Genomic DNA, 607 nt, shown 5'->3' with positions numbered 1-607 from the left:
GCCCAGCGTGAAGGTGTTCTTGGCCCAGATGATGAAGGTCGACCAGTGACCGCCCGAGGCGCGGAAGGCGGCCTGCAGCACGTCGAGTTCGCTGGAGGACATCGCCACGTAGATGCCGCCCCGGCAATGCGCCACGGTCGGCGTCAATGCCGCCAGCAGGAAGTCGTAGAACCCGTCGCCCAGGTTGTCGTTCAGGATCGCACGATCCTTGCCGCGCATCTTGTCCTTGGCGCTGTTGGCGTAGTTCACGTTGTACGGCGGGTCGGTGAAGACCATGTCCGCCAGGTCGCCTTGCAGCAAGACCTCGTAACTTGTTGCCACGGTAGCATCGCCGCACAGCAGTCGGTGCTGGCCCATGATCCAGACGTCGCCCGGGCGCGAGACCGGCGTCTCGCTGACCTCGGGCACCGCATCCTCATCGGTCTGGCCTTCGTTGTCCGGCTCGTCGCCCGCGATCAATTCAGCCAGCGCGTCGGCGTCGAAACCGGTGATGTCCAGATCGAAGCCTTCGAGCTGCAAGGCTTCCAGTTCGATCCGGAGCATCGCATCGTCCCACCCGGCGTTCTCGGCGATGCGGTTGTCCGCGATCACCAGCGCCCGGCGCTAT

Annotated in this window: 1 pseudogene; it reads right to left on the bottom strand. The window is 64.7% G+C overall.

Annotation, left to right across the window (positions count from 1 at the left end):
- Positions 1-603 (bottom strand): annotated as a pseudogene (locus ACK4TH_RS12910) (DNA methylase N-4); the annotation flags it as partial.
- Positions 604-607 lie beyond the last annotated feature (4 nt).

This window comes from Tepidimonas sp. (assembly GCF_046292505.1).
Taxonomy (GTDB): domain Bacteria; phylum Pseudomonadota; class Gammaproteobacteria; order Burkholderiales; family Burkholderiaceae_C; genus Tepidimonas.
The sequence above is the reverse complement of the archived record's forward strand: the minus strand, read 5'-3'. Positions and strand labels throughout refer to the sequence as shown.